Origin of the sequence: Agrobacterium sp. CMT1 (assembly GCF_037203725.1) — a bacterium.
GTDB classification, from domain to species: Bacteria; Pseudomonadota; Alphaproteobacteria; order Rhizobiales; family Rhizobiaceae; genus Agrobacterium; species Agrobacterium pusense.
In genome coordinates this window covers 49461-73989 of sequence record NZ_JBBCAR010000011.1, presented here as the reverse complement: position 1 = coordinate 73989, position 24529 = coordinate 49461, and the positions used below count along the sequence as shown (strand labels likewise).

20 protein-coding genes are annotated in these 24529 nt (G+C 59.5%); 8 read left to right on the top strand and 12 right to left on the bottom strand.

Annotated elements, in window-relative coordinates; genetic code table 11:
- Positions 1–5 precede the first annotated feature (5 nt).
- The gene (locus tag WA845_RS14365; RefSeq protein WP_022563607.1) at positions 6–1037 is read left to right on the top strand and encodes an ABC transporter permease; all 1032 of its coding nucleotides are present in this window, start codon (positions 6–8) and stop codon (positions 1035–1037) included.
- A gap of 81 nt (positions 1038–1118) precedes the next feature.
- Here the strand turns inward: WA845_RS14365 and WA845_RS14360 are convergent, their stop codons facing one another.
- Positions 1119–1874 (bottom strand): gamma-glutamyl-gamma-aminobutyrate hydrolase family protein, encoded by a 756-nt coding sequence (locus WA845_RS14360; protein WP_125270832.1) that lies wholly within the window; start codon positions 1872–1874, stop codon positions 1119–1121.
- Between the two features lie 293 nt (positions 1875–2167).
- On the opposite strand from WA845_RS14360, the gene WA845_RS14355 reads away from it, so the two are divergent.
- Positions 2168–3265: a TRAP transporter substrate-binding protein gene (locus tag WA845_RS14355; RefSeq protein WP_003510333.1), complete on the top strand. Its 1098-nt coding sequence runs from the start codon at positions 2168–2170 to the stop codon at positions 3263–3265.
- Between the two features lie 368 nt (positions 3266–3633).
- Here WA845_RS14355 and WA845_RS14350 read toward each other — a convergent pair whose 3' ends face one another.
- Together WA845_RS14350 and WA845_RS14345 are read right to left on the bottom strand one after the other, a co-directional pair.
- Positions 3634–5115 carry a TRAP transporter large permease gene (locus WA845_RS14350; RefSeq protein WP_004438436.1) on the bottom strand — a complete coding sequence of 494 codons (1482 nt, stop codon included), beginning with the start codon at positions 5113–5115 and terminating at the stop codon, positions 3634–3636.
- A 31-nt stretch (positions 5116–5146) separates the two neighbouring features.
- Entirely contained in the window at positions 5147–5686 is a 540-nt protein-coding gene (locus WA845_RS14345) for a TRAP transporter small permease subunit (protein WP_004438438.1), read from the bottom strand.
- A gap of 413 nt (positions 5687–6099) precedes the next feature.
- Between WA845_RS14345 and WA845_RS14340 the strand changes: the two genes are divergently transcribed.
- A complete protein-coding gene (locus tag WA845_RS14340; protein WP_004438441.1) occupies positions 6100–6324 on the top strand; it encodes an aa3-type cytochrome c oxidase subunit IV in 225 nt (74 codons plus the stop codon).
- 66 nt (positions 6325–6390) lie between these two features.
- The gene (locus tag WA845_RS14335; RefSeq protein WP_174151608.1) at positions 6391–6924 is read left to right on the top strand and encodes a hypothetical protein; all 534 of its coding nucleotides are present in this window, start codon (positions 6391–6393) and stop codon (positions 6922–6924) included.
- 50 nt (positions 6925–6974) lie between these two features.
- Here the strand turns inward: WA845_RS14335 and WA845_RS14330 are convergent, their stop codons facing one another.
- Positions 6975–8228: an NAD(P)/FAD-dependent oxidoreductase gene (locus WA845_RS14330; protein WP_220366954.1), complete on the bottom strand. Its 1254-nt coding sequence runs from the start codon at positions 8226–8228 to the stop codon at positions 6975–6977.
- Positions 8229–8545: 317 nt separating this feature from the next.
- Here WA845_RS14330 and WA845_RS14325 point away from each other — a divergent pair, with 317 nt between their 5' ends.
- A complete protein-coding gene (locus WA845_RS14325) occupies positions 8546–10282 on the top strand; it encodes a methyl-accepting chemotaxis protein (RefSeq protein WP_174151606.1) in 1737 nt (578 codons plus the stop codon).
- 80 nt (positions 10283–10362) lie between these two features.
- On the opposite strand, the gene WA845_RS14320 is transcribed toward WA845_RS14325, so the two are convergent.
- The 8 genes from WA845_RS14320 to WA845_RS14285 all read right to left on the bottom strand — a co-directional run bounded on the left by WA845_RS14320 (position 10363) and on the right by WA845_RS14285 (position 19983).
- Positions 10363–11682: an LLM class flavin-dependent oxidoreductase gene (locus WA845_RS14320; RefSeq protein ID WP_337322431.1), complete on the bottom strand. Its 1320-nt coding sequence runs from the start codon at positions 11680–11682 to the stop codon at positions 10363–10365.
- A gap of 18 nt (positions 11683–11700) precedes the next feature.
- A complete protein-coding gene (locus tag WA845_RS14315; protein ID WP_174151636.1) occupies positions 11701–13047 on the bottom strand; it encodes an MmgE/PrpD family protein in 1347 nt (448 codons plus the stop codon).
- Between the two features lie 4 nt (positions 13048–13051).
- Positions 13052–13849, bottom strand: coding sequence for an amino acid ABC transporter ATP-binding protein (locus WA845_RS14310; protein WP_174151605.1), 798 nt, complete (start codon positions 13847–13849; stop codon positions 13052–13054).
- A 12-nt stretch (positions 13850–13861) separates the two neighbouring features.
- Positions 13862–14644 carry an amino acid ABC transporter permease gene (locus WA845_RS14305; RefSeq protein ID WP_006698607.1) on the bottom strand — a complete coding sequence of 261 codons (783 nt, stop codon included), beginning with the start codon at positions 14642–14644 and terminating at the stop codon, positions 13862–13864.
- Positions 14641–15384, bottom strand: coding sequence for an amino acid ABC transporter permease (locus tag WA845_RS14300; protein ID WP_111813386.1), 744 nt, complete (start codon positions 15382–15384; stop codon positions 14641–14643). Before WA845_RS14300 ends, WA845_RS14305 begins: the two co-directional genes overlap by 4 nt.
- 186 nt (positions 15385–15570) lie before the next feature.
- Positions 15571–16410, bottom strand: a complete 840-nt coding sequence (locus WA845_RS14295) for a transporter substrate-binding domain-containing protein (RefSeq protein ID WP_004438468.1) — start codon at positions 16408–16410, stop codon at positions 15571–15573.
- 224 nt (positions 16411–16634) lie between these two features.
- A complete protein-coding gene (locus WA845_RS14290; protein WP_034498268.1) occupies positions 16635–18923 on the bottom strand; it encodes an NADP-dependent malic enzyme in 2289 nt (762 codons plus the stop codon).
- 160 nt (positions 18924–19083) lie between these two features.
- Positions 19084–19983 (bottom strand): LysR family transcriptional regulator, encoded by a 900-nt coding sequence (locus WA845_RS14285; protein ID WP_174151604.1) that lies wholly within the window; start codon positions 19981–19983, stop codon positions 19084–19086.
- 399 nt (positions 19984–20382) lie between these two features.
- Between WA845_RS14285 and WA845_RS14280 the strand changes: the two genes are divergently transcribed.
- From WA845_RS14280 to WA845_RS14270, 3 genes are read left to right on the top strand one after another with little or no spacing between them, the layout of a single operon-like run.
- Positions 20383–22812, top strand: coding sequence for a glucose/quinate/shikimate family membrane-bound PQQ-dependent dehydrogenase (locus tag WA845_RS14280; RefSeq protein ID WP_220366955.1), 2430 nt, complete (start codon positions 20383–20385; stop codon positions 22810–22812).
- A 56-nt stretch (positions 22813–22868) separates the two neighbouring features.
- The gene (locus WA845_RS14275) at positions 22869–23093 is read left to right on the top strand and encodes a hypothetical protein (RefSeq protein ID WP_035208549.1); all 225 of its coding nucleotides are present in this window, start codon (positions 22869–22871) and stop codon (positions 23091–23093) included.
- Positions 23090–24520: a mannose-1-phosphate guanylyltransferase/mannose-6-phosphate isomerase gene (locus WA845_RS14270; protein ID WP_044459816.1), complete on the top strand. Its 1431-nt coding sequence runs from the start codon at positions 23090–23092 to the stop codon at positions 24518–24520. Before WA845_RS14275 ends, WA845_RS14270 begins: the two co-directional genes overlap by 4 nt.
- Positions 24521–24529 lie beyond the last annotated feature (9 nt).

Sequence of the window (24529 nt, the reverse complement as noted above, 5' to 3'; positions counted from 1 at the left end):
CAGATATGAATAGCAACGCCGCCGCCACTCCGGAGCTGGATGCCAAATCCGGACGCAAACCGCACCGGCGCATACCGCCGGAAGCCAATATTTTCTTCATTCTGATCGGCATAGCGCTGATTTACGAGATTCTCGGCTGGATATTCATCGGCCAGAGCTTCCTGATGAACCAGCAGCGACTGACCATCATGATCCTGCAGGTCTCCGTGATCGGCATCATAGCCGTAGGTGTTACGCAGGTCATCATTACCGGCGGCATCGATCTGTCCTCCGGGTCGGTCGTCGGCCTCACGGCGATGTTGTCCGCTAGCATGGCGCAGTCTTCAACCTGGCCGCGGGCACTTTATCCCGGGCTCACCGACCTGCCGTTCATCATCCCGCTTGCTGTCGGCATTCTCGCCGGCATGTTGGCCGGTTTCATCAATGGGCAGCTCATCGCCCGCACGAAAATCCCGCCCTTCATTGCCACTCTCGGCATGATGGTGACCGCGCGCGGCATTTCCAAGTGGTATACGAAGGGTCAGCCGATCTCCGGCCTGACCGACGGTTTCAATTTCATTGGCACAGGCATCTGGCCAGTCGTGGTGTTCCTGCTCGTGGCAATCATTTTCCACGTCGCGCTGCGTTACACCCGCTATGGCAAGTTCACATATGCAATCGGTGCCAATGAGCAGGCTGCACGTGTATCCGGTATCAATATCGAGGCACATCTGATCAAGGTCTATGCCATTGCCGGAATGCTCGCCGGTCTCGCCGGTGTTGTCACCGCCGCCCGCGCTCAGACCGCGCAGGCCGGCATGGGCGTGATGTATGAGCTTGACGCCATCGCCGCGGCCGTCATCGGCGGCACCTCGCTATCCGGCGGCGCCGGCCGCATCACCGGAACGGTAATCGGTACGATCATTCTCGGCGTCATGACATCGGGCTTCACCTTCCTCCGAGTGGACGCCTACTATCAGGAGATCGTCAAAGGTCTCATCATCGTGGCGGCCGTCGTCGCTGACGTCTACCGGCAGAAGAAACGCGCCAAGCGTTAAATCCTCCTCCCAGACCTTGGGGCAGGCCTTCAGGCTTGCCCCTTTTTTGTGCCCTCATGCGGCGAGGGGATCAGCAGCGGCTCATGCTTTGCTGTTTCGATAGTCGTGGACGGCTTTGCCGAAGGCCTCGAACAGGGCGCGGGAGGGCGCGTCCGTCTCGGCCCAGTATTCTGGATGCCATTGCACCCCGACAGCAAATCCTTTTGCGTCAATGACAGACACCGCCTCTATCGTGCCATCGGCGGCCGTCGCCTCCACCTGCAGGCGCGGCGCGGTTTCGGCAATGGCCTGCCTGTGCAGCGAGTTGATCTGGATTTCGCCCGACATGCCGAGATGCTGTGCAATGCAGGAGCCTTCGCGCACATGCACAGGCTGGCGGATGGCAAAGGCGACGTCGCGGTCGTCATGTTCCGGCTTGCGGTGGTCCCATATGCCCGGGTGCTCCTGAATTTCGGACGCCAGCGTTCCGCCCAGCGCCACATTCAGTTCCTGTATTCCTCGGCAGATGGCCAGCATCGGAATGCCGCGCTCGATCGCACGGCGGATGAGCGGCAGGCTGGTGGCATCGCGGGCCTGGTCGAACGGGCCGTCGCTCTCCTTCGCCTCCTTTCCGTAGAGGGAAGGGTGCACATTGGTGGCGGAGCCGGAGACGAGCAGGCCATCCACCCGGTCGAGAATGGCGTCCACGTCGTGTCCGTCCTCAAAGGCCGGCACGATGAAGGACATGACACCAGCCACTTTCAGGGCGGCGGAAACATACTGGTTCTGCGCGGCGTGCCAGTCGGCTCCGGTAAAATGCCTTATGTCGGCGGGGACGGCGATGATGGGTTTTGGCATGGCGGCTCCGGAACGATTCTTCGAAATATGTGCGACCGCCGGCGAACCAAGTCAAGCATGCCTTTGCCTCCTGCTGATCCGGCATGCGCCTAAAGTATAAGGCGATGCCGAGATATTTCAGTTGAATATAAAATGCGAAGAAAATTCCCGGAAACACGGCGTTTTTCCGCGATTAATTCTTGGTGCGGGTGCTTGTCAGTCGGGCGATAACCGTGCTTACTTCGCTACAATGCCTGAACAGCAACGAGGGGAATTCAAAGCTGCAGGCAGCGTTCATATCTGGGAGGATATAGATGGATCGCCGTTCCTTTATGAAAAAAGGTGCGCTCGCGGGAGCTGCCACTGCAGCCCTTGCCGCGCCCGCCATTGCGCAGCAGAATACCAAGATCAACTGGCGCCTGACGTCGTCATTTCCGAAATCGCTTGATACGATCTATGGCGGTGCCGAGGATATTGCGAAGCACGTCGCTGCCGCCACCGATGGCAATTTTACCATCCAGCCCTTTGCCGCCGGGGAAATCGTTCCCGGCTTGCAGGCGGCCGATGCCGTATCGTCAGGCACTGTGGAAATGTGCCATACCTGCTCCTATTATTATGTCGGCAAGGATCCGACCTTCGCGATCGGGACGGCGATACCCTTTGGCCTGAATGCCCGCCTGACCAATTCGTGGTTCTATGAAGGCAACGGCAATAAACTGCTCAATGAATTCTACGCCAAACATAACCTCTACGGCATGATTTCGGGCAATACCGGCGCGCAGATGGGAGGCTGGTTCCGTAAGGAGATCAACACGGTTGACGATTTCAAAGGCGTCAAGATGCGCATTGCCGGCCTTGCCGGCAAAGTGGTTGAAAAGCTTGGTGTCGTGCCGCAGCAGATCGCCGGCGGTGATATCTATCCGGCGCTGGAAAAGGGCACCATCGACGCCGCCGAGTGGGTCGGCCCTTATGACGACCACAAGCTCGGTTTTCAGAAGGTTGCAAAGTACTATTATTATCCGGCCTTCTGGGAAGGCGGCCCGGTCATTCACTCTTTTGTCAATCTGGACAAGTGGAACAGCCTGCCCAAGAACTACCAGACGGCGCTGCAGGACGCCTGCGCCTTCGCCAATACCAGCATGATGGCGAAATACGACGCCAAAAACCCGATTGCCATCAAGCAGCTCGTTTCTGAAGGCGCGGTACTCAGACCCTTCAGCCAGGAAATTCTGGAAGCGTGCTATAAGGCGGCCCTTGAGGTATACGCCAATATTTCGGCTTCCAATCCGGACTTCAAGAAGATTTACGAGGACCAGGTCGCCTTCAAGCGCGAAGGCTATCTGTGGATGCAGCTGGCGGAATACACCTTCGATACTTTCATGATGATCCAGCAGCGTAACGGCAAGCTCTGATTATTCAGTAACGGCGGCGGACCGGGCAAAGGCCTCGGAGATTTCGGTCTCCGGGGTTTTTGTTGTGCGCGTACCCTCATGCATTCGACAACAATGGATGGATTATGATCGGGTCCTTCAGAGCACAATCGCAGGATAAGCGACCAGCCGGACTGCCGGCTGAGATCGGCGCCCCCAGCCCCGGCCATTGGCCTCAATTGTGGATGTGACGCGATGTGGAAAACGCTGAGCGTTGCATTCGTCATCAAGAAGAACCGGACAGGCAGTATAGTGACTGCCCGGGTCCGTTTCTAAAGAGAATGAAGGGAAGGCGGGGGCGTACCCGTCTTCGCAATCACAGGCGTTTCCGCGCCCTTACAGGATGCCTGTCAAGGCCCGATCTTCGGCGGCTCGCCCAGATTTGGCATGCCCGGCATTCCTCCTGGCTGGCCTCCTGGCAAGCCGAAATTGGGCATGGTGTTGCCACCCTGATTACCGAAGGCGGGCACCTCGATCTTGATGGAATTCAGATCGACGTCGGGAGCCTTGTCTATCCAGTAGGTGACGGATTCCGGCCAGAATATCACGATGGCGACGAGGATGAGCTGCATGCCGAGCCAGGGAATGGCGCCCATGTAGATATCCGATGTCTTGACGGTGCGCGGCGCGATGGAACGCAGGTAGAACAATGCAAATCCGAAGGGCGGGTGCATGAAGCTTGTCTGCATGTTGATGCAGATCAGCACGCCGAACCAGATGAGGTCAATGCCGAGCGACTGGGCTATCGGCGCCAGCATTGGAATGACGATGAAGGCGATTTCGAAGAAATCGAGGAAGAAGGCGAGGAAGAAGATGAAGATGTTGACGAAGATCAGGAAGCCGATAGGACCGCCCGGAATGCCCGACAACATGTGCTCGATCCAAAGCGAACCATCCATGCCTTGGAAAACGAGCGAAAAGCAGGTCGCGCCGACCAGGATGAACACCACCATCGACGTGATGTGCATGGTGGAATGCATTCCCTGCTTGACGAGGTCCCAGCTGAGCCGCCGATGTGCCGCCGCCAGCGCCATCGCGCCGACAACGCCGAGCGCTCCGGCTTCCGTCGGTGTTGCGAGGCCGAGAAAGATGGTGCCGAGCACGAGGAAGATGAGCACGATGGAGGGGATCATGCCCGCCAGCACACGCAACACCAGCGCCCGGTTAAGCTCACCGCGTGCCTCCGGCGGCAAAGCCGGAAGATCCTTCGGCCGCACGATCGACATCAGCAGGATGAAGAGCATGAAGATCGCCACCTGCAGGATCGACGGACCGATCGCGCCGAGATACATGTCGCCCACGGATTTACCGAGCTGGTCGGCAAGGACGATCAGCACCAGCGAGGGCGGAATGACCTGTGTGATCGTGCCCGAGGCGGCGATGACGCCGGTGGCAAGTCGCGGATTATAGCCGTATTTCAGCATGATGGGCAGCGAGATGACGCCCATGGTGATGACCGAGGCCGCAACCGTGCCGGTGATCGCGCCCAGGATCGCGCCGACAATGATGACGGCATAGGCAAGTCCGCCCGGTATAGCGCCGAAAAGCTTCCCCGTTCCTTCGAGCAGGTCTTCCGCAAGGCCGCAACGCTCCAGAATAGCGCCCATGAAGGTGAAGAAGGGAATAGCCAGCAGAAGGTCGTTCGAAACGATGCCGAAGATGCGCAGGGGCAGGGCCTGAAGAAAAGCCGGTGAAAAATGCTCGGTGAAGATGCCGATGACGCCAAAAACGAGGCCGACCGTGGCAAGCGAGAAAGCCACCGGAAATCCGTAAAGCATGAAGATAATCATGCCGATGAACATCAGTGGCGGAAGAATACCGTATTCAAACATGGGAATATCCTGAAGGTTCAGATCGGCGCGATCATTGCAGGGGTTTTTCGTACTTCGTATCGAGCGCATAAAGCCCGTTGAGGGCGCCTATGCGCTTGATGAGTTCGGAAAACCCCTGAAGAACCAGAAGGGCGAAACCGGCGAAGATGATGAGTTTCACGGGCCAGCGGATCAGGCCGCCGGCGTTGGAAGACATTTCGCCCTGATTCCAGGACAGCGTGAACATGGGCCAGGACAGCCAGGCTAGATAAAGGCAGCCGGGCAACAGGAACAACACAATGCCGATAATATCCACCCAGATGCGGCTGCGTGGCGAAATCGCACCATAGATGATGTCGACCCGAACATGCTCGTTCATGCGCAGCGTATAGGAAGCGCCGATCAGCACGATGAAGGCGAACATGTACCACTGGATTTCGAGCCAGCCGTTGGAGCTGTAGTTCAAGGCGTAACGGACCATGGCGTTACCGGCGCTGACGAGGCAGCAGATGAGCACGAGATAACCGGCGACCTTGCCCAGGGCCTCGCTCGCAGAATCTATCAACGCACTTATTTTTAAAAGCGATTTCATGACTTTCCCCTCTTCCCTTGCCGGGCCCTTTGCGGGTTTATGGCGGAGAGCAAAGCCCGATACCCCTGCAACGGCCACGCCTCCACGCGCGTCCGCACCCATCGGTTCCGGAGTTCCTCCCCACAGAATCCGTGTATGGGCAGGCGGTTCGAAAAGCAACCGAAACCGCACGCAAAGAGCAAGAACGGTGGCCCTTTTCAACTATTAACGAAAGAATGTTGCCGGAAGGCAAGTATTGTCCTTGAGAGCCGGTCCGACGGATGGCGGCGTGACACTTTCGTGCGGAACGCATTGCGCTTTTCGACCACTTCATGTTACCTCTGGCACCGGAGAATCCGGCATGGCCCGTGATCGTCCGCGGGGCAGATTTCCCCGCAGGACGGGAATGACGGATGGAGCAAAGGGGAAGTGGAATGAGCGAACACCATACAGGTCCGGTCGAACTTGGCGCTGAAATGAACTACGCCGAACACGAAAAGACCTATAACGGTTTTCTGGCCTTGACCAAATACGGCACGATGATGCTGTGCGTGCTGATGCTGGCCATGGTTGCCGGTTTTTTCACATCCGCGGGCTTCCTCGGCGGTCTCGTTGTCTTTCTCGTTCTGTCGGCGGCCGGTTTCGTTCTGCTGCGCTGATCGAACCGTTTGCGGGCTGTTGCCCTTACGGGTAAGGGTTCTGCCGGACAACCGGGAAGGCCGGGCATGAAACGCCTTTTATCCTGTCTGTTTCTGTTGATTGCGGTTGCATGTCCCGTCTCCGCGCGTGATCTCTCTCCTGCCGAGCAGGAGAGGCTGCGTGCCGAGATCGAGCGTTTCAGCACCGCCCTGAATGCGCAGGATTTCGAAACGGTCGGCAAGACTGTGCCGCCGAAAATCTTCGAGTTCATCGCCAGTGATGCGGGTGTCACCGTGGAGCAGTTGCGGAGCGCCTTGACGGCGCAGATGCAGATGGCGCTCGCGGCGGTCAAGATAACCGAATTCACCATGGACGCGCGGGCGATCAGCCTGACTGAGACGCCGGATGGCACGCCGTATGCGCTCATTCCGACAAAAACCGTGATGGAAACCGGCGGTCAGACCATAGAGGCGAAGTCCCACACGCTGGCGCTGATCGACGGTTCGGACTGGTATTTGCTCCGGGTGAGCGATCAGCAGCAGGTGACCATCTTGCGAAAGGTCTACCCGTCCTTCGCGACGGTGGAATTCCCTGACGATTCCACGCAGACGGTGAAATAACCCGTATTGCTGGCGAGGCCGGGCCGTGGCGTCGCCAGTGCTACCCCATTTCAGGAAAACCGTCCCGGGCGGAAGGGATCGACCGAGATGGACGTTTCGTCGCCGTTTGCCATCTGCGTCACCAGCCGGGCTGTGGCTGCCGACTGGGTCAACCCCAAATGACCGTGGCCGAAGGCGTAGATAACGGAGGGTGTCGTCCGCGCGGTGCCAATGACGGGAAGACAGTCCGGCATGGAGGGGCGGAACCCCATCCATTGCCGTCCGCCTTCCAGTTTGAGGCCGGGAAGGAAACGTTCCGCTTTTTTCAACATGGCTTCCGCGCGGCGGAAGTTCGGCTTCAGGTCCAGCCCGCCGAGTTCGACGGCGCCGCCGACGCGGATGCCAGTCGACAAGGGGGTCACAACGAAGCCGTGGTCGTTGAAATAAAGCTGGCGTGTCAGGTTGAAAGCACCGACAGGCAGGGTCGTGTTGTATCCTCGTTCCGTTTCCAGCGGCACGATGTTGCCAAGCGTCGCCGCAAGTTTTTTGGACCATGCTCCACAGGCGATCACCACTTTGTCGGCGTCGATCTTGTCGCCGTTCTCCAGCGTGACGATCGTACTTTCGCCCACTGCGTCGATGCGCTGAGCTTCGCCTTTGCGAAGGCTGGCTCCGCGTGAGATCACAAGATCAAATATGGCGCGGGTGAAATCATAGGGATCGGAGACCTGCAGGCCATCCGCCGAAAACACCGCATGGCGGAACTGCGGCGCCAGGCCCGGCTGCAGCTCTTCGATTTCGTTGCGGTCAACGCGCTGGAATGCGAAGCCGGCTTTTTCCTTTTCGTCCCAATCCCTACGGGCGGCGTTGAGGCTCGCCTCGCTATCATAGATATCAAGCGTGCCGGTTTTTGAGATGAAGGACGAGAGCTCGGGCATGGCAGCGATGTGGGCCATTTCGATGGCCGCCAGCCGGTTGATTTCCACGAGTGATTTCAGCCCATGACGGAAACTGCGTTCGGCGCTGGCGCGCCAGAAACGCCAAAGCCACGGGGCGATCTTCGGTGCATAGGCCGGCGGCACGCTGAGAGGTCCGAGCGGATCAAAAAGCCAGCGCGGGGCTTTTTTCATGATACCGGGCGCGGGAATGGGGATGATTTCCGGAAAGGCCAATATGCCGGCATTACCGGAACTCGCACCGCGGGAGATGTCGCCACGCTCAAGAAGCACGACATCACGCCCGGCATTCTGCAGATAAAGCGCTGCCATGGAACCGATAATGCCGGTGCCGACCACCAGCACGTCGCATTTCAGGGTTTTGGTCATCGGCGCTCCTGCAATACAAATCTCTCAAGCCCGCCATAACAATGAATGCAGAGGGTATGAAAGGTCGCATCACGCTGCGGCGATAGAAATATCAGCACTGTGGCAAATAAGCGGTTCCGCGGTGGGGAGGCCGCCATGCACATCAGTGCGTTTTGCCCATCGGCCAGGTCGCGGCTTAGATAGTTATGAGTCATTATTAATCGCTATTTAACAGTGTCTGGCTAGTTTCGCGTGCAGTCAGGCCCATCCATGTTCATCCCTTCTCATTCGGAGGGGCAGTGGGTCTGCGCGGCGGTTAATTTGGGGGTTTTAAAGGCATGTCTCACTTTTCCAAACTCGGTCTGGATGCATCTGCGGTACTTGACGCCCTGAACCGTTCGCAGGCCATCATCGAATTCGATCTGACCGGGAAAATTCTGAAGGCGAACGATAATTTCTGCAAAGCGGTGGGTTATCAGCAGTCCGAAATCATCGGACGGCACCACAGCATGTTTGTCGCTCCCGAAGAGGCTGCCAATGCGGAATACAACGCGTTCTGGGCGAAACTCTCGCGCGGCGAATATGATCAGGGTCAATATCGGCGCCGGGCAAAAAACGGCGACGAAATCTGGATCGAAGCTTCCTATAATCCCGTCTTTCGTTTCGGTAAACCTTACAAGATCGTCAAGGTTGCAACCGATATCACCGTGATCAAGCGCAAGAGCATGGAAGATGACGGCAAGCTGGCCGCTCTCTCCCGCGCGCAGGCCATGATCGAATTTACACCAGATGGGAAGATCCTCAGCGCCAACGAGAATTTCCTCGCGGCGCTTGGTTACACGGCGCAGGAAATTGTGGGCAAGCATCATTCGATGTTCTGTGAGCCAGCTTATGCCCAGTCCCAGGAATATCGTGATTTCTGGCAGGAGCTGAGGAGCGGCCGTTTCTCTGCCGGGCAGTTCATGCGGCTCGGCAAGGACGGCAAACGCGTTTTCATCCAGGCGTCCTATAATCCGATACTGGATGAGCAGGGCCGTGTCTTGAAGGTGGCGAAGTTTGCCTTCGACGTGACGGACCGCATGCATGCGGTGGAGGAGCTTGGCGCGGCGCTTGAGCGGCTCTCCCAATGCAACATCCGCGTCACGCTGGACAAACCCTTCGTGGGTGAATTTGAGAGCCTGCGGCGCGATTTCAACAAGTCTATCGCGGAATTCCAGAAGACGCTGGAAAATGTTCTCGGCCAGACGGGCGATCTGACCCGCAGCAGCCAGGAAGTCAGCGAGGCTTCCGTCAATCTGGCCGAACGTTCGCGCGAGCAGGCCGTAGCGCTCGAAGAAACCTCTGCGGCACTGGAGGAAATCACGGCGACGGTTCGTTCATCCACGGAAAACATGAAAGAGACCCGCAAGCTGGTTCAGAGTGCACGCACATCCACCGCGGCCTCGACCGAGGTCGTTGAGCGCACGGTCAATGCCATGCAGCGCATCGAGACAGCATCGCGGGAAATCAGTCAGATCATCGGTGTTATCGATGAGATCGCCTTCCAGACCAACCTGCTGGCGCTGAATGCGGGCGTGGAAGCCGCCCGCGCGGGTGAAGCCGGCAAGGGCTTTGCCGTGGTGGCGCAGGAGGTGCGCGAGCTTGCGCAGCGTTCCGCCGGTGCCGCCAAGGAAATCAAGGCGCTGATCAACAATTCCGGCAGCGAGGTCCTCGAAGGGGTAAGGCTCGTGGGTGAAACGGGCGAAGCGCTGAAGCAGATCGACGCGCTGGTCAGACATATTGACGGCAACGTTGACATGATCGCCAAGGCAGCCGACGAGCAGGCTGTCGGCATCAGTGAGATCAACAAGGCGGTCAACCGGCTGGACCGGATGACGCAGGAAAACGCCGCCATGAGCGCACGCACCACCGTAATCAGCACCACGCTCGCGCAGGGTGCGGATGCATTGGCCCAGCTTGTCAGCCTGTTCAAACTGAACCGCCGCACGGTTCAGCGTGAGGATGGTGCCTCTATACGGTCTGATTTTTCGACTGCTGCTCGGCACGATCAGGAGGTCGGGCGCGCAGCAGCATGAAGGGAGCCGGCTTTCGCCGGCCCCGCTTATTGCTGATCATCAATTGAGGCGGATGCCCTTGATAGGGCACCTGCGCACGGTTATCCCCGCAAGGCCGGGCGCGTGATGCCGAGGTGGTCGCGCAATGTGGAGCCCTCATATTCCCGGCGGAACAGGCCGCGTTCCTGCAAGAGAGGTACCACCTCGCGATTAAACTCCTCCAGACCGCCGGGGAAGAAGGGCGGCATGACGTTGAAGCCATCGGCTGCGCCGTTTTCGAACCATTGCTGCATCCTGTCGGCAACATCGCTCGCCGTTCCCATGACGATATGGTGGCCACGGCCGGCCGCGACGCGCAGCGCCAGTTCTCGGATCGTGAGCTTTTCGCGCCGTGCCAGCTCGGTCAGCAACTCGGCGCGGCTGCGCAACTGGTCGGAGATGGGAAGTTCGGGCAACGGGCCGTCGAGATCATAGTCGGCCAGGCTGTGGCCGATGCGCTCTTGGAGCAGCGGCATCGCGCTCTTGATGTCCGTCCAGCGGTTCAGTTCCTTCAGCTTTTCACTCGCCTCCTCGAAACTCCTGCCGATGATCGGCATGAAGCCGGGCATCACGGCAACGCTGGCGGGATCGCGGCCGAATTTTTCGACGCGCGCCTTGAGGCTCGTGTAGAAAGCCTGCGCTTCGGAAATCGCCTGTTGGGCGGTGAAGACGATATCGGCGGTGCGTGCGGCAAGATCCTGACCCGGCCCGGAGGAACCGGCCTGGATGAGAACCGGATGGCCCTGCGGCGAGCGCGGAATGTTGAGCGGTCCCTTGACGGTGAAATATTTGCCTTCGTGGTTGAGAACATGGACTTTCTCGGGATCGACGTAGCGGCCCGCCTGCTTGTCCTTGATGAAGGCGTCGTCATCCCAGCTGTCCCAAAGGCCGCGAACGACGTTCACATATTCTTCCGCCACCGCATAACGCTCGTCATGCTCGGGGTGGTCCTTGGAGAAATTCGCTGCCGTCCGTGCGTAAGAGGTGGTGACAATGTTCCAGGCCGCTCGACCATGGCTTAGATGGTCTATGGAGGCGAAGGCGCGAGCGGTGTGATAGGGCTCGCCATAGGTGGTGGAGGCGGTTGCGGCCAGCCCGATCTTCTCCGTCACCATTGCCAGCGCGGCAAGCAGGGTCAACGGCTCGAAACGTGCGATCATCGAAGGATGGGCGTCGACGCCGCTGGTCAGCCCGTCGGCGAGAAATACCATGTCGAACTTCGCCGCTTCGGCCATTTTCGTCACGCGGGTGAGCAGATCGAGGTTTTCGCTGCCGGCCTCCGCATCGGGGTGACGCCAGCCGGAAACGTGGTGTCCGGCACCCTGCAGGAAAAGGCCGAGATGCATCTGTCTTTTGCGGGTCGTGGTGGTCATGGGAATCATGCCTTCATGTCAGTCGAGTTATATTGGCGATACCAGAAGCATTTCGAGCTTCCTGAGGTCGGCTGCGGTTTTCATGGACCGCACCAAGGCCGGGATACTGGCGAATTTTTCACTGCCGCCGGTCGCGTCGGCAAATTTTTCGGCCGGGTCATCAATGCCGGGAAGCTCGTCGACGCGGCGCGATAGCACCGTACCATCCTTCTTCGTGACATCTATCACCACGAAACGGGTGGTTGGGTCTGGCGACAGGCGGCGAGCGGTCTCGTCATGCCGGCGCGAGACTTTCGCGGAAAGGCCGAGCAGGTCGGCGCGTGCCGGGCGTTCGTCGAAATGGCTGATCCCCAGTGACCCATCCGTCAGCGCCGCAGCGAAGACATATTCGGGGCTGAAGCGCGCGTCTATGCCGGTTGCGGGCGTGGCAGGGCCGACAAGCGCGGCATCGCCGCCGGGCGGGAAGGTGATGGTGACCGCCTCGATTTCTTCCGGCTGCAGCTCATGGGTGCTGCGCAGCGCCAGCGCGCCCACGGCGACGGGGTGTGCCGCGGTACAACACGGGAAGGCCTTGAGGGTCAGGCCCGGCGAGACGATCTGCCAGGGTGCGCCCCAGCCGGAGAGAACACGCTTCGGCTGCTCGGCGCCGAAGGCGAAGGCCGAATAAAAGCCGATGGAATTTTCCAGAAAATCCGGCGCGCCCTGAAAGCCGGATCGTGCCAGCCGTGCTGCGGTGAGGCCGGCACGCGTGGCAAGCCCCGCATGGAGCGGCTTGGCGTCATAACCGAATTGCAGGCGAAGCCCGGCCGATTGCGTGGCGGCGAGGCCGAGCGCCACGGCCGTTGTCTGCGGATCGAATTTCAGGAGATGAGCGATCGCCGCCGCGGCACCCATGGGGCCAAGTGTGGCGGTGGCGTGGAAACCATTTTCGTAATGTCTGGTGCCGAGCGACAGGCCAATGCGGGCCATGGTTTCCAGCCCGACGATATAGGCGGCGATGAATGCATCCGCCGTCGAGCCTTCCTCGACCGCAACAGCCAGCAGGGCTGGAACAATGGCGACGGTGGGGTGGCCGCGCACACTGCCATGGACGTCGTCGTAATCAAGCACGTGACCGGCATGGCCGTTGATAAGGGCGGCGGTGAAGGCATCCGTACGCAGATCGTGGCCGACGATGCCGGCTGCGCCTTGCGTGCCTGACGTGAAGGTGTCGATCAGGATTTTCGTGCTCCTGTCGGCAGCGCCGCCCAGAACGCAGGCAAAGAAATCGATCAGTGCCGTGCGGGCAATGGTGACCGCCTCTTCATCGTGTAGCGGATCGGAAGCGGCAATGGCTCCTGCAAGACGAAGTGTGAGTTTTTCCTCCGCGACCATGGCATCAGATCCCTTCGCCGTCATTCACGCGCGCGCCTTGTCCGCCGAGACCCTTGACGAAGGCGTTGATGCGCGGATTGGTCGACTTGTAGAATATGTGCTCCGGCGTGCCCTGATCGACGATCAGGCCGTTTTCGGTGAAGACGATTTTGTCGCTGATTTCTTCGGCAAAGCGCATTTCGTGAGTAACGAGAATGCTCGTCATGCCGTCGTTGACGAGGTCGCGGATGACGGCGAGCACTTCCCCAACCGTTTCGGGATCGAGTGCCGAGGTGACTTCATCGAACAGTACCAGCTCCGGCCGCATGGCGAGCGCGCGGGCGATCGCCACGCGCTGCTGCTGGCCGCCGGAAAGCTGGCCGGGATAGGCGTCGACCTTCTGGGACAGGCGGACCTTTTCCAGCAATTCGCGGGCATGGCGCTCCGCTTCGGCTTTTGGCGTGCCAAGTATTTTGATCGGCGCGATGGTGATGTTTTCCATCACCGTCAGATGCGGGAAGAGGTTGAACTGCTGGAACACGATGCCGATGCGCTTGCGCAGCGCGATGCGCTCGGCCTCGGTCTTCAGCTGGTCGACACGGGTGCCGCCGACGGTGATCTTGCCCGATTGCGGAATGAGCAGGCCGTTGATGCAGCGCAGGATGGTGGACTTGCCGGAGCCGGAAGGACCGATGATGGAGACGGCGTCCCCCTTGTTGACGGTGAGATCAATGCCTTTCAGAACCTGGTTGTCACCAAAAGCAAGATGGATTGCTTCGAGTTCAACAAGCGGCTGGGCGTTTTGGGCGATGGATGCGGGCATGGCTTGTTCCAATCAGCGGGAAGCGAAGCGCCGCTCGAGGCGCTGCGTGAAACGGGAGACGGGATAGCAGAACAGGAAGAACGCCATCAGAACGGTGAGATAGACCACCACGGTGAAATCGTTGCGCTGCACGGCGGTGCTGGCGTCGGTCGCGGCGTGAAGAAGCTCATGCACGCCGACCAGCGAGGCGAGCGCCGTGCCCATGGTGATCGATGCGTAGAGGTTCATCCACGGCGGCAGGGAGCGTTTTATGCATTGCGGCAGGATGATCCAGCGCAGGGTCTGGTTGCGCGAAAAGCCCAGCCCCTGAGCGGCTTCCCATTGCGCTGTCGGAATGGACTGGATGGCGCCGCGGGTGATTTCGGCGATATGGGCGCTGGCGGGAATGGCAAGGCCCACAACCGCCTTGATCCAGTCCGGAAAAGGAATGTAGTTGCCAAAGGCCACGATCTCGAAGGGGAAGATGTAAGTCGCGGCAAAGATCAGCACCAGATGCGGGGCATTGCGGAAAATTTGCACATAGGTCAGTGCCGGTGCGCGAACCAGACGGTAGGGCGCAAGCTCCATGATGCCGAGAAGAACGCCGATAAATGTGCCGATGGCGATCGCCAGAATGCTTATCAGCACATTCATGGCGAAGCCCTTGGCGAGATAGGGCAGCCATTCCAGCAGCACCTGGCCGAGCGACGGATCGAGGACCAGCCACAGGATGACGGCAACCAGGACGCCCAGCAGCAGAATGGTGCCGAAAGGCGGCTTCTTCACCGCCCGTGTTGGAGAAACCACCGCACTCATTGACCGAACCCCGGAACCGCAAGACGCCGTTCAAGCCAGAGACCGGCCCTTGCGACGATGAAATTGATGACGCTGAAGAAAACGAGGATAACGATCATCAGCTCGACCACATTGTCGCGCTGCGTCCAGATCAGGATGGAGGCATAGGTGATCTCACCCACGGCGATTGCAGAGCCGACCGTGGTGAGCTTCACCAGATTGACGAGATTGTTGATGATGGAGGGCAGCGCTGTCCGGATCGCCAGCGGAAACTCCACATAACGCAGAATCTCGAAGGAACTGAAACCGATTGCACGCGCTGCCTCGATTGTGGTGCCGGGCACCGCCTCGATGCCGCCGCGCAGCGCTTCGGCATGGAAGGCGGCAATGTGCAGTCCCGTGACCGCAACGACCCAGAAAAACGGTGTCAGCGGATTGTTCTGCGCGCCACCCAGCGCATTGGAAATCAGCATGTTGAGCACGAGGAAACCGCACATCAGCTGTACCAGCGTCGGCGTGTTGCGCGTCAGTTCCACATAGGCGCGCACGGGACCGGCGAGCCAGGTCTTCCCGGACGTGAGCATTGCCGCGAAAATGAAACCGAAGACGAGGCTGAGCGGCAAGGTGACGGTAACGAGGATCAGCGTCATCTTCATGCCGTCGAGCCAGATCTGAACCTCATAGCCGCTGTTCAGAAAATCATAGTTGAGGCCAAGATGCGCGGCCAGTTCTATGAAGCGCGCTGTAAATGAATCCTGCATTGGAAATCCATGCTGTTATTGCGGGTGCCGCCACGTGGGCGGCGCCAGAATGGCCTGCCATTATAAAGCAGAAAAGAACGGCAGGTGAACCGGCCGTTCCTGATGATCATGGGAACCATCTCTATGCCATCGTCCTCACCACGTTGCGGCGTGACGGGGGATGACAGGACAGCCGTGCGCTGACCTTTACTGCGCGGCGGACAGCTTCTTCTGCTGTTCTTCCATATAGCCGATGCTCGGCAGACGGTTTGCCTTGGCGAATTCCAGCATCTTGCCGGAAGCGTGCAATTCCTTGACGATCTTGTCGAGAGCCGCCTGCGTGTCGCTTTCACCCTTTCGCAGCCAGATCACGGAATCCGACGGTATGAGATCTGTGGGGATGAGGATGCCGTAATCCTTCCACTCATCAGCGCGGTCCTGAAGCATCAGGCTCAGCGTGCCGTTGACGTGAACGGACACATCGCAATTGCCACCCTTCAGCGCCAGCAGCGATTCCGGCTGGCTGGGCAGAGCTTTTACCTGCGCGCCATATTGCTCGATCAGCGGCTGAGTGTAGTTGGAACCTTGAGACACGCAGGCGATCTTGCCTTTCAGGTCGGACCAGTCCTTGATGCCAGAGTCTTTTCGACCGATGGCGGCGCCGCCCTGACGGTCATAGGGGGTGGGCACGTAGTCGAGCGTTTTCGCACGTTCTTCGGTGTACTGCATGTTGGCGATAAGAATATCGACCTTCCCCTGCTGCAGGAACTGCACGCGGTTTGGCGGGGTCACGGTCTCAGTCACCAGTTCAACGCCGAGACCTGCGGCGAGCGCCTTGGCGACGTCGATGTTGAGGCCCTTCTGCTCCTGCGTTTTTGGATCGATAAAACCAAAAGGCGCGCCGGAAAGAATGACGCCGACGGTGAGCTTGCCGCGACCCTTGATGCGGTCAAGCGTTGCATCCGCATGAGCGGTGGTTGCCAGCGAGGCGATGACAACGGTTCCGGCGATGAGTTTCGCGGCAAACTTGGGGAGGGAGAAGGCCATGGGTATTTCCTTTTGCTTGTGGCTGGAACCTACATGACGGACTTGCAGAGAGCGAGAATTGGCATTGCGCAAAAAATACTATGAATAGAAACGAGTTCCAATAATGTTGTCAGGCAGAAAAAATATCCTAATAATTTAAAATCGTAGAATCTTGTTCTTTAGGTTTTAGTGGTGTGCGGCTTGTTTCAACCAAGAGGCGAGAAGCAAGCCGCACTGCATTTCAATTATCGTCCGGCATTATAGGCCGCGATTGCTGCCATGTTGACGATATCGCTGTCCTTGGCCCCCATCGAGGTTATCTGCACCGACTTGTCGAGGCCGACGAGAAGAGGGCCGATGACGGTCGCACCGCCCAATTCCTGCAGCATCTTGGTGGAGATGGAGGCGGAATGGATGGCGGGCATGACCAGCACATTGGCGGGGCCGGAAAGGCGCGCGAAGGGATACTGGCTCTGCATGCGGTGATGGTTCAGCGCCACATCCGCCGACATTTCGCCATCGACCTCGAAATTGACGTTGCGCTTGTCGAGAATTTTCACCGCCTCGCGCACCTTGTCGGAGCGTTCGCCGACCGGCTGGCCGAAGGTGGAATAAGCGAGCATGGCAACGCGCGGCTCGTAACCGAAACGGCGGGCGAGGCCGGCTGCCTCCTCGGCGATATCGGCGAGGTCCTCGGCATTCGGCATGTCGTGCACGGCCGTGTCGGCCACGAAGACGGTGCGGTTGCGCGAGACAACGAGGGACACGCCGATGACGCGATGGCCTGGCTTGGTGTTGATGCAACGGCGGATATCTTCCAGCGCCGTCGAATAATTGCGCGTCACGCCCGTCACCACCGCGTCCGCATCGCCCATCGCGACCATGCAGGCGGCGAAGTGGTTGCGGTCGTTGTGGATCAGGCGCTGCACGTCGCGCAGCAGGAAGCCGCCGCGCTGCAGCCGCGCATAGAGGTAATCGATATAGGCATCGACCCGGCTGGAGAGGCGGGCATTGGTAATTTCGATATTGGCGCGGTCGAGATCGATACCGGCACGCTCCGCATTGGCCTTGATGATATCGTCACGGCCGAGCAGGATGGCGGTACCAAGCCCTTGAGCGGTAAACGAAATCGCCGCGCGCATGACCTGTTCTTCTTCCGCTTCGGCAAAGACCACGCGCTTGGGCGAACGACGCACACGCTCGTAAAGGCGTTGCGTGGTCGAGGCCATCGGATCACGACGGGCCGAAAGCTCGCGGGCATAGGCGTCGAGATCGGGAATTTCGCGCTGGGCGACGCCGGTTTCGATAGCGGCTTTTGCCACGGCGACAGGAATGGCGGAGATCAGGCGCGGATCGAACGGGACCGGAATGATATATTGCGGTCCGAAACGCGGGCGGTTGCCCTGATAGGCGGCGGCCACATCGTCAGGCACGTCTTCGCGGGCCAGATCCGCCAGCGCCTGCGCGGCGGCGATCTTCATGGCATCGTTGATCTGGCGGGCACGCACATCGAGCGCGCCGCGGAAGATATAGGGGAAGCCGAGGACGTTGTTGACCTGGTTCGGATAGTCGGAACGTCCCGTCGCCATGATGGCGTCATCGCGGATGCGGGACACTTCTTCCGGGGTGATTTCCGGGTCGGGATTGGCCATTGCAAAGATAATCGGCTTCGGCGCCATGGAGCGGATCATTTCTTCGCTGAACGCGCCCTTCTGTGAGAGGCCGAACACCACGTCAGCACCCTTCATGGCTTCCGCCAGCGTGCGATTGTCGGTTTTCACCGCATGCGCGGATTTCCATTGGTTCATGCCCTCGGTGCGGCCCTGATAGATGACGCCCTTGGTATCACAGAGCGTGATGTTTTCCGGGTTGAAACCCATGGCCTTGATGAGGTCCATGCATGCGATTGCGGCCGCACCCGCACCGTTGCAGACGAGCTTGGTGGTCTTGAAGTCACGTCCGGTCAGTTCGATGGCGTTGATCAGGCCGGCGGCGGCAATAATGGCGGTGCCGTGCTGGTCGTCATGGAATACGGGAATATCCATCAATTCGCGCAGGCGGCTTTCGATGATGAAACACTCCGGCGCCTTGATGTCTTCCAGATTGATGCCGCCGAAGGAGGGGCCGAGGTAACGCACGCAATTGATGAACTCATCGGCGTCTTCGGTATCGACCTCGAGATCGATGGAATCGACATCGGCGAAACGCTTGAAGAGGACCGACTTGCCTTCCATGACCGGCTTCGAGGCCAGCGCGCCGAGATTGCCCAGCCCTAGGATCGCGGTGCCGTTGGAGATGACGGCCACCATGTTGCCGCGTGTCGTATAATCGTAAGCGGTCGCCGGATTTTCGGCGATGGCTTTCACCGGCACGGCCACGCCGGGCGAATAGGCGAGTGACAGATCCCGCTGTGTTGCCATCGGCTTCGTCGGGGTGATTTCCAGCTTGCCCGGCCTGCCTTCCGCGTGGAAATCCAGGGCTTCCTGATCCGTAACCGATGTTCTTGTGCTGGCGGGCTTGGTCGTGTCGGACATGGGCTGTGTGTGCTTTCGTGTCTATAACAATGTAAAAATATCCGCTGTTGTTATTGTATTTTTCGCGCGCCTGCCAAGCCTTGAATGTTGTTCAGTGCAGCAAATTTAAGCGGGATGAAATTTGCGGCCGATTCAATCGATTAATTCCGCGTCCTGCTTGTCAAAGGCTAAGTCTGTAGGCTCGGCGGGCCATATTCGCGAAGGCTTCGACATGCAGGGCAAGCGCGCCGCGCCTGACGAGCAGTACGCAGTCGGACCATGCCTCCGCGCTATCGAGTGACACGGCGGCAGTGCCCCTTGCGGAAAGCACCGTGCTTTCCGGCAGGATGGAAATGCCTGCACCGGCCTCCACGAGCGCGAGAATCGTATTGACGTTGGCGATGCGCATGCCGACTTGCGGCGTGCAGCCGGCATCTTCGAAAAGCGAAAGCGCGCTGCTGCTGAGGCCGAGGCCAATCTCGTCAACCGGCAGCAGCAGTTTTTCGTGCAGGATATCGCTGACGGAAACCTGCGGGCGCTTGGCGAGTACGTGACGTTCCGGCAAAGCGACGCAAAGCCTCGAGCGGTCGAACGGCATGGTTCGCAAGGTCTGCGGCAGCGTGGGAAGAGGCGCGCGGATGAAGGCAACGTCGGTCTCGCGGGTCGTCACCTGCTCGATCAGCTGTTCCATTGTCATGCCGGGCAACAGTTCAAGCGTCACGTCTGGGTGCTCGTCACCATAGCGGGTAATGAGCGCGGGTAGTTTACGCTCGGCCATAACACTGGTGCCGTAACCGATGCGCAGCGTGCCAAGCTGGCCGCGGCGGATCTGCTGCGCCCTTTCCAGCGCACTTTTGGTGCGTGCAAGGATTTCTTCCGCCTCGATGAGCATGGACTGACCGGCCGGGGTAAGTTCCACACCGCGATTGATGCGGTGAAAGAGCTTGAAGCCCAGATTTTCCTCCAGCTGTCGAATGCGCTGGGTGACGGCGGGCTGGGCAATGCCGAGCTGCAGGGCGGCGGCACGAAAGTTCCTCGCCCTTGCCGCTTCCACGAATATCGTGAGTTGACGAATATCCATCGGGAGATTTCTTTGTTTTGTCGGGTGTGATGTGATATAAGCATAGCTTATCGAAATTGCCCAGCTTGCGCATTGTCATCTTGTCGCAGGCGACGTTATACCGCAGCCAGTGTTTCGATCGTCTTTGCCGCTTTGCAGACTTTGATGGGAGAAACCGGGGAGGATTTGTTCAAGCATCTTGCCCGCCGTCCATGGGGCCGGCGGTTACCTGCAGTGAATGGGTCACGCATGACAGTCACGACGGAAGTCTTCCCCACCATTGTTCCCCGTTCAGCCGCGCCGCCTTCGGCGCATTTTCGCCTGGCCATTGCGGCCGCAGGCTGTCCCGGCATCGCCGGACGCTGAACAATCACCGGGCTTCAGCCTTTTGGGGCAGCTCTTCTAACCGGACATTCTTTCATGGGTAATCCAGCAACTTCTTTATCGCTCCCAGCCAGATTGTGGCTGTTGGTGCTCGGCGCTGTCATCGTTGCCGCAGGCCTGTTCTTCGCCATTGGCGGCGGCCAGCTTGTGGCCCTCGGCGGCAGCCTCTATTTCGTCACGGCGGGCATCGCGCTCATCGTCTCGGGCCTGCTCATCCTGCTGCGCAAGCCTGCCGGTGCGGTTCTCTTCGGCCTTGTCTTCGTCCTCACCGGCATCTGGGCGGTGTGGGAAGCCGGCTTGCACTTCTGGCCGCTCATTTCACGCCTTCTCGCGATGGGCGTCGGTGCCATTGTCGTTGCGCTCTCCTATCCTCTCTTGCGTCGCGCGGCCGGCAAGGCTCCGGCATACGGCGCCTCTTTCGCCATTGCCGCCATTCTCGCCATCGCCACCGGCGCGGGTTTTGCCGGCATGTTCGTGCCGCACCCCACCGTCGCGTTCAATGGTGAACCCGCAGCCCTGACGCCCGTAACACCGGAAACGGAGCAGAAGAACTGGGAACATTACGGCAATACATCCGGCGGCAGCCGCTTTGTCGCTCTCGATGAAATCACGCGCGACAACGTCAAGAACCTCGAAGTCGCCTGGACCTACCACACCGGCGATACCCCGATCAGCCCCGGCGCGAATGGTGCGGAAGATCAGGAAACGCCGCTGCAGGTTGGCGACACCGTATTCCTGTGCACGCCGCATAACAATGTCATCGCTCTTGATGCAGATACCGGCGCAGAGAAGTGGAAGGCGGAAATCAACGCGAAATCTTCCGTCTGGATGCGTTGCCGCGGTCTTGCCTATTTCGACGCCAAGGCGCCGCTGAAGCAGCCGACTGCACCGGGCTCCACGCCGGTTACCCCGGCTGTGGTGGCCGAGGGCGCGCTTTGCCAGCGTCGCATTCTGATGAACACCATCAATGCGGAACTGATAGCGCTCGATGCCGACACCGGCGCGTTTTGCCCTGATTTCGGCACCAATGGCCGCGTCGACCTGAAGATCGGTCTCGGCGATGCACCGGACCCGCAATATGTGTTGACCTCCGCACCTACGCTTGCCGGCACGACTGTCGTTGTCGGCGGCCGTATCGCCGACAACGTTCAGGTCGATATGCCCGGCGGTGTGATGCGCGGTTTCGATGTGGTGACGGGCGCGCTTCGCTGGGCCTTCGACCCTGGCAACCCTGATATTACCGGACTTCCGCCCGAGGGACAGACCTACACGCGTTCCACACCCAACGTCTGGGCGTCCATGTCCTATGATCCGGAGCTGAACACCGTCTTCATGCCGGTCGGCAGCCCTTCGGTGGACTTGTACGGCGCAACTCGCACACCGCTCGACCATAAATATGGTGCTTCGATGCTGGCGCTCGATGCCACCACCGGTCGCGAAAAATGGGTCTACCAGACGGTTCATAACGACCTCTGGGACTTCGACGTGCCGATGCAGCCGAGCTTCGTCGATTTCCCGAAAGCGGATGGAACCACTGTTCCGGCACTGGTTTTCGGCACCAAGGCGGCACAGATCTATGTTCTCGACCGGGAGACAGGCCAGCCGCTGACCAAGGTTGAAGAAGTTCCGGTCAAGCCCGCCAATATTCCGAACGAGCGCTACGCGCCGACACAGCCACGCTCGGTCGGCATGCCGCAGATCGGTGCGCAGACCCTGACGGAAGCGGACATGTGGGGCGCGACCCCGTTTGACCAGCTTCTTTGCCGCATTGCCTTCAAGGGTATGCGTTATGAGGGCCTCTATACGGCGCCGGGCACGGACCTCTCCCTGTCGTTCCCGGGCTCGCTCGGCGGCATGAACTGGGGCGGTCTTTCGACGGACCCGACCACGAACACGATCTTCGTCAACGACATGCGCCTCGGTCTCTGGATCCAGATGCAGGAAGCGGCACCGACCAAGGCTGTCGCGAGTGGCGGCGAAAGCGTCAATACCGGCATGGGCGTCGTTCCCATGAAGGGCACACCCTATGCGGTGAACAAGAACCGTTTCCTGTCGGCTCTCGGTATACCCTGCCAAGCCCCGCCCTATGGCACGATGACCGCTATCGACATGAAGACCCAGAAGATCAAGTGGCAGGTGCCCGTGGGCACTGTCGAGGATACCGGTCCGCTCGGCATCAAGATGGGCCTTCCGATCCCGATCGGCATGCCCACGCTCGGCGGCACGTTGGCCACGCAGGGCGGTCTCGTCTTCATCGCCGGCACGCAGGATTATTATCTGCGCGCTTTCGATACGGCGACCGGCAAGGAAGTCTGGAAGGCCCGCCTTCCGGTCGGCAGCCAGGGCGGCCCGATGAGCTACAAGTCTCCGAAGACCGGCAAGCAATATATCGTCATCTCAGCTGGCGGCGCACGCCAGTCTCCTGACCGTGGCGACTATGTCATCGCCTATGCATTGCCGGGCTGACGCTTGCGTCACGCCTCACTTGAAGCCGGCCCCGGGAGCAATCCCGGGGTTTTTATTTGCTCTGCATCGATCCGCGCGAAGAAATCGAGCGGAACCTCACCTGCCGCGTGGCGTTAGGAAAGCGTGCCGGGGCAGACACCCAGCTGTTCACCAAGCTTTCACAAGGGGGATTTATGAGCTTGCGCTTGTCCGCCCATGAACCGATGATGGCGGTATTGGGAAATATGTATATTGTCCGGCGCGCCGGGAAATTTTTTGACGTTGGAAAGGTTTTATTGTGAAGGAACAATCTCGAAAGATCACGCCGGTTCTTCTGGCCGGTGGTGCTGGCTCCAGGCTATGGCCGGTCTCGCGCGATCAGTTGCCCAAGCAGTTTCAGCCGCTGGTCGGCAATCTTTCGACCTATCAGCAGACCCTGCAGCGGGTGGGTGACGAAACGCTTTATTCCGAGCCACTCGTCATCACCAACGAGGATTTCCGTTTTTTTGCCCGCCGTCAGGCGGAGGAGATCGATCTGCCGGCCACCGTGGTGCTTGAGCCCGCCCGCCGTGACAGCGCCGCCGCCATGGCCGCCGCCGCTGTGCTGGCCGAGCGCCGCGAGCCCGGATGCCTGGTTCTGGCGCTTGCTGCCGACCATGTGGTGCTCGATGCCGACAAGTTTTCCGATGCCGTGAAACTCGGCGCCAAAGCCGCCGATCAGGGCAACATCGTCGTCTTCGGTTTGGTGCCGACGGAGCCGCGCACCTCCTATGGTTACATCAAGCCGGGCGAGGCGATTGATGGTGAAAAGGATCTGAGCAAGGTCGAGGCCTTCGTGGAGAAGCCTGACATGAAGACGGCGATCTCCTATCTCGAAAAAGGCTATCTCTGGAATTCCGGAAACTTCCTGTTCCGCTCCGACGTGATGATTGCCGAACTGGAGGCCTTTGCGCCGGAAATTCTGGCCGCGGTAACGCAGTCCGTCGAGCAATATGAAAGCGACCTCGGCTTCGTGCGTCTGCATCAGGAAAGCTTCGAAGCCTCGCCCAAGAATTCCATCGACTATGCCGTGATTGAGAAGACCAGGCGCATGGCTGTCGTGCACGGCCATTTTCGCTGGTCGGATATCGGCAGCTGGGACGCGATCTGGGAGATCGCCGACAAACACAGCAATGACAATGCGCTGGAAGGTAATGGCGTCTTCATCGATTCCGAAGGCTGCCTCATCCATTCGACGCAATTGCTGACGACGGTGGTGGGCGCGAAGGACATGGTGGTGGTGGCCACCAAGGATGCGGTTCTGGTGGTGCCGAAGAACCGGGTGCAGGACGTGAAGGGTCTGGTGGAGACGCTGAAGGACGGCGAACATGCGCCACAGACGCAGACCCACAAGCGCGTTTACCGGCCCTGGGGTTACATCGAGCACATGTATGTGGACGAGCGTTATCGGGTCGGTCATATCACCGTCGATCCCGGCCACCGCATCTCGTTCCAGAAACACTATCACCGCTCGGAACACTGGATCATCGTCAAGGGAACGGCCACCGTGACGATTGGTGACGAAACCCGGCTGCTGACGGAAAACCAGTCGGTCTATATCCCGATCGGCCAGCCGCACCGTCTTGCCAATGAGGGGCAGATCCCGCTCGAACTGGTCGAAATCCAGACCGGAGCCTATATTGGTGAGGACGATGTCATCCGCATCGAGGATGATTATAAGAGGCAATAGGCGTTACCT